The sequence below is a fragment of the Anaerofustis stercorihominis genome, assembly GCF_005844425.1.
Lineage (GTDB): Bacteria > Bacillota > Clostridia > Eubacteriales > Anaerofustaceae > Anaerofustis > Anaerofustis butyriciformans.
Window position 1 is genome coordinate 1 of record NZ_SPHL01000064.1, and the last position, 5,274, is coordinate 5,274.

Below are 5,274 nucleotides of genomic sequence, written 5' to 3' on the forward strand. Positions count from 1 at the left end.
AGCGGATAGCTGGATAAGCATACGAGAAGAAGTCAATGAAAAAAAATGACAAAAAAAGTTAAAAAAGTAGTTGACAAGAGATTGAGTATGTGGTATTATAATTCAGCTGACTCTGAAAGAGGCGGCGAGATAATAAGACAAAAGAATAAAAGAGAAAAAGATGATATGAATTGCTATATGCAAATTTAGTCAGTGAGATTTGAGTAAAGAGTCGGATTAAGATTTAAGATGTAAACAATCGACCGAGAGGTTGATGCGATAAATTATATTGAGAGTTTGATCCTGGCTCAGGACGAACGCTGGCGGCGTGCTTAACACATGCAAGTCGAACGAGAAGCTTATGATTGATTCTTCGGAAGATTTCATAAGCGGAAAGTGGCGAACGGGTGAGTAACGCGTAGGTAACCAACCTCATACAGGGGGATAGCCCAGGGAAACTTGGATTAAACCCGCATAAGACCACGCTATCGCATGATAAAGTGGTAAAAACTCCGGTGGTATGAGACGGACCTGCGTCTTATTAGGTAGTTGGTGAGATAACGGCCCACCAAGCCGACGATGAGTAGCCGACCTGAGAGGGTGATCGGCCACATTGGGACTGAGACACGGCCCAGACTCCTACGGGAGGCAGCAGTGGGGAATATTGCGCAATGGGGGCAACCCTGACGCAGCAACGCCGCGTGAGCGATGAAGGTTTTCGGATCGTAAAGCTCTGTTCTGAGGGAAGATAATGACGGTACCTCAGGAGAAAGCCCCGGCTAACTACGTGCCAGCAGCCGCGGTAATACGTAGGGGGCAAGCGTTGTCCGGATTCACTGGGCGTAAAGAGCACGTAGGCGGTTAATTAAGTCAGGTGTGAAAGTTTTCGGCTCAACCGGAAAAGTGCACTTGAAACTGGATAACTTGAGTATCGGAGAGGTAAGCGGAATTCCTAGTGTAGCGGTGAAATGCGTAGAGATTAGGAAGAACACCGGTGGCGAAGGCGGCTTACTGGACGATAACTGACGCTGAGGTGCGAAAGCGTGGGGAGCGAACAGGATTAGATACCCTGGTAGTCCACGCCGTAAACGATGAATACTAGGTGTTGGGGTAACTCAGTGCCGCAGTTAACACATTAAGTATTCCGCCTGGGGAGTACGCTCGCAAGAGTGAAACTCAAAGGAATTGACGGGGGCCCGCACAAGCAGCGGAGCATGTGGTTTAATTCGAAGCAACGCGAAGAACCTTACCAGGTCTTGACATCCTTTGACCGTCTAAGAGATTAGACTTTCCTTCGGGACAAAGAGACAGGTGGTGCATGGTTGTCGTCAGCTCGTGTCGTGAGATGTTGGGTTAAGTCCCGCAACGAGCGCAACCCTTGTGTTTAGTTACTAACATTCAGTTGAGGACTCTAGACAGACTGCCCTTGAAAGAGGGAGGAAGGTGGGGACGACGTCAAATCATCATGCCCCTTACGACCTGGGCTACACACGTGCTACAATGGTCTGTACAAAGGGTTGCGAAGCAGTGATGCCAAGCTAATCTCAAAAAGCAGATCTCAGTTCGGATTGCAGGCTGCAACTCGCCTGCATGAAGTCGGAGTTGCTAGTAATCGCGAATCAGAATGTCGCGGTGAATGCGTTCCCGGGCCTTGTACACACCGCCCGTCACACCACGAGAGTTGGTAACACCCGAAGCCAGTGAGCTAACCGTAAGGAGGCAGCTGTCGAAGGTGGGATCAGTAATTGGGGTGAAGTCGTAACAAGGTAGCCGTATCGGAAGGTGCGGCTGGATCACCTCCTTTCTAAGAGTAGAAAAGAGACTCGACTCAAATCTTTCTCTTTTAATCTATTGTAAAATTGAATGACCAACTAATGGGGGTGTAGCTCAGTTGGGAGAGCACCTGCCTTGCAAGCAGGGGGTCAGGAGTTCGAATCTCCTCATCTCCACCATATATGAAAATGTGTGGGGGCTTGTAGCTCAGGTGGTTAGAGCGCACGCCTGATAAGCGTGAGGTCGGAGGTTCGAGTCCTCCCAGGCCCACCATGAAGTTTAAGGATTAAAAGTAAGGTATTAGAAATAGTATCTTAGTTTTAACTCTTAAAGAGTTGAGAGATAATTGAAAATTGCATAAGTAGAAAACACGAAAACAAGTATGATTACGAAACGACAAAGAAAAGAAAGTTTGGTTAAAAACTATAATTTCAAGACATTTTGTAAGAATATATCTTAGGATCAAGTTATTAAGGGCATAAGGTGAATGCCTTGGCATCCAGAGCCGATGAAGGACGTGATAAGCTGCGATAAGCTACGTTAAGCTGCAAATAAGCTTTGAGGCGTAGATTTCCGAATGGGGCAACCCACTATGTGAAGACATAGTACCACCAGGTGAATATATAGTCTGGTAGGAGGGAACCCGGCGAACTGAACCATCTAAGTAGCCGGAGGAAGAGAAAGAAACATCGATTCTCCTAGTAGCGGCGAGCGAACGGGGACCAGCCCGTGTATTGAGAGATATAATGTTTAGCTAAAGTGTATGGGAAGGCACACCAAAGAAGGTTACAGTCCTGTAAGCGAAAAGCATTATGTAGTAGATACACCAAGCGAGTACCACGGGACACGTGAAACCCTGTGGGAATATGGGAGGCCCACCTCCCAAGGCTAAATACTACTGGATGACCGATAGAGAATAGTACCGTGAGGGAAAGGTGAAAAGTACCCCGGGAGGGGAGTGAAATAGAACCTGAAACCTTATGCCTACAAGCAGCCAGAGCGCAAGTGATGGTGTGCTTTTTGTAGAACGAGCCAGCGAGTTACGGTGTGTAGCGAGGTTAAGCTGTTCAGCAGCGAAGCCGCAGGGAAACCGAGTCTGAATAGGGCGAAAGTTGCATGCTGTAGACCCGAAACCGTGTGATCTACCCATGTCCAGAGTGAAGCGAAGGTAAAACTTCGTGGAGGCTCGAACCGGTGTCTGTGAAAAAGGCTCGGATGAGGTGTGGGTAGGGGAGAAATTCCAATCGAACACGGAGATAGCTGGTTCTCCCCGAAATAGCTTTAGGGCTAGCGTGTGACGATGAATAATGGAGGTAGAGCACTGAATTGGCTAGGGGGCGTATTGCTTACTGAACCTTATCAAACTCCGAATGCCATATATTTTAGTCATGCAGTCAGACTGTGAAAGATAAGTTCCATGGTCGAAAGGGAAACAGCCCAGATCTTCAGCTAAGGTCCCAAAATTCAGATTAAGTGGGAAAGGATGTATAATTGCTAAGACAGCCAGGACGTTGGCTTAGAAGCAGCCATTCATTTAAAGAGTGCGTAATAGCTCACTGGTCGAGTGATTATGCGCCGAAAATAACCGGGGCTAAAATCTGATACCGAAGCTAAGGATTAGTTTATACTAGTGGTAGGGGAGCATTGTGTAAAGGGTGAAGCCGAAACGTAAGTATCCGGTGGACGTTACACAAGAGAGAATGCTGGCATGAGTAGCGAAAGTGCAGTGAGAATCTGTACCATCGAAAACCTAAGGTTTCCCGGGCAAGGTTCGTCCCCCCGGGGTTAGTCGGGACCTAAGGCGAGGCCGAAAGGCGTAGTCGATGGACAACTGGTTGATATTCCAGTACCGAATATGTTTGTTTGAGAGATGGAGTGACACAGGAGGATAGGTTATCCCAGCTGTTGGAAATGCTGGGTCAAGCAGTGAGGGTGTTAAGTAGGCAAATCCGCTTAACGTAAGCCTGGGCTGTGATGAGTACCGAAATATAGTAGGGAAGTAGCTGATTTCACACTGGCGAGAAAAGCTTCTATTGAGAACATATTTGCCCGTACCGTAAACCGACACAGGTAGGTGAGGAGAGAATCCTAAGATGAGCGAGAGAAGTGTTGTTAAGGAACTCGGCAAAATCACCCCGTAAGTTCGCGAGAAGGGGTCCCTGTGAGAGCAGGGCGCAGTGAAAAGGTCCAGGCGACTGTTTACCAAAAACACAGGTCTATGCAAAATCGAAAGATGAAGTATATGGGCTGACGCCTGCCCGGTGCTGGAAGGTTAAGGGGATCTGTTAGCTTCGGCGAAGCAGTGAACTTAAGCCCCAGTAAACGGCGGCCGTAACTATAACGGTCCTAAGGTAGCGAAATTCCTCGTCAGGTAAGTTCTGACCCGCACGAAAGGCGTAACGATCTGGACACTGTCTCGACAACACACTCGGTGAAATTGTAGTACCGGTAAAGATGCCGGTTACCCGCGACCGGACGGAAAGACCCCGTAGAGCTTTACTATAGCTTGGCACTGAATTTCGGTATTGTATGTACAGGATAGGTGGGAGACTTAGAAGCTAGGACGCCAGTCTTGGTGGAGTCGACCTTTGGATACCACCCTTATAATGCTGGAATTCTAACCTGATACCGTAATCCGGTATAGGGACACTGTCAGGTGGGTAGTTTGACTGGGGCGGTCGCCTCCTAAAGAGTAGCGGAGGCGCCCAAAGGTTCCCTCAAAATGGTTGGAAACCATTTATTAGAGTGTAAAGGCAGAAGGGAGCTTGACTGCGAGACAGACACGTCGAGCAGGTACGAAAGTAGGGCTTAGTGATCCGGCGGTTCCGAGTGGAAGGGCCGTCGCTTAACGGATAAAAGTTACCTCGGGGATAACAGGCTTATCTCCCCCAAGAGTCCACATCGACGGGGAGGTTTGGCACCTCGATGTCGGCTCGTCGCATCCTGGAGCTGAAGCAGGTTCCAAGGGTTGGGCTGTTCGCCCATTAAAGCGGCACGCGAGCTGGGTTCAGAACGTCGTGAGACAGTTCGGTCCCTATCCGTCGTGGGCGTAGGATACTTGAGAGGAGCTACCCCTAGTACGAGAGGACCGGGGCGGACTAACCTCTGGTGCACCGGTTGTCACGCCAGTGGCATAGCCGGGTAGCTAAGTTGGGACGGGATAAGCACTGAAGGCATCTAAGTGCGAAGCCCCCCTCAAGATTAGGTATCCCATTCTTTGTGAAGTAAGAGCCCTGATAGACTATCAGGTTGATAGGTCGCATGTGTAAGTACAGTAATGTATTCAGCTGAGCGATACTAATTGCTCGAGGACTTGATCTAAAGATATATGAACTTGTTAAAGAACTTATGCAATTTATAATTATCTCTTAATGAAGAGTTAAATGAAATAGTTTAATTCCTCGTGACGATAGCGACGGTGTAACACCTGTAAACATTCCGAACACAGAAGTTAAGCCCGTCCACGCCTAGAGTACTTGTCTGGAGACGGACTGGGAGGGTAGGTAGTCGCGGGGTTTTTTT

2 tRNA genes and 3 rRNA genes are annotated in these 5,274 nt (G+C 48.4%); all 5 read left to right on the forward strand.

The annotated features are described in order from the left end of the window. Positions 1–264 precede the first annotated feature (264 nt). Positions 265–1,783, forward strand: a 16S ribosomal RNA gene (locus tag FGQ49_RS10025). 72 nt (positions 1,784–1,855) lie between these two features. Beyond that, positions 1,856–1,931 (forward strand) — tRNA-Ala (locus FGQ49_RS10030). A 17-nt stretch (positions 1,932–1,948) separates the two neighbouring features. After that, a tRNA-Ile gene (locus tag FGQ49_RS10035) sits at positions 1,949–2,025 on the forward strand. Positions 2,026–2,212: 187 nt separating this feature from the next. Further along, a 23S ribosomal RNA gene (locus FGQ49_RS10040) occupies positions 2,213–5,073 on the forward strand. Between the two features lie 78 nt (positions 5,074–5,151). Beyond that, positions 5,152–5,268 (forward strand): 5S ribosomal RNA (gene rrf, locus FGQ49_RS10045). Together the 16S, 23S and 5S rRNA genes with 2 tRNA genes alongside form the textbook arrangement of a ribosomal RNA operon. Positions 5,269–5,274: the final 6 nt, after the last annotated feature.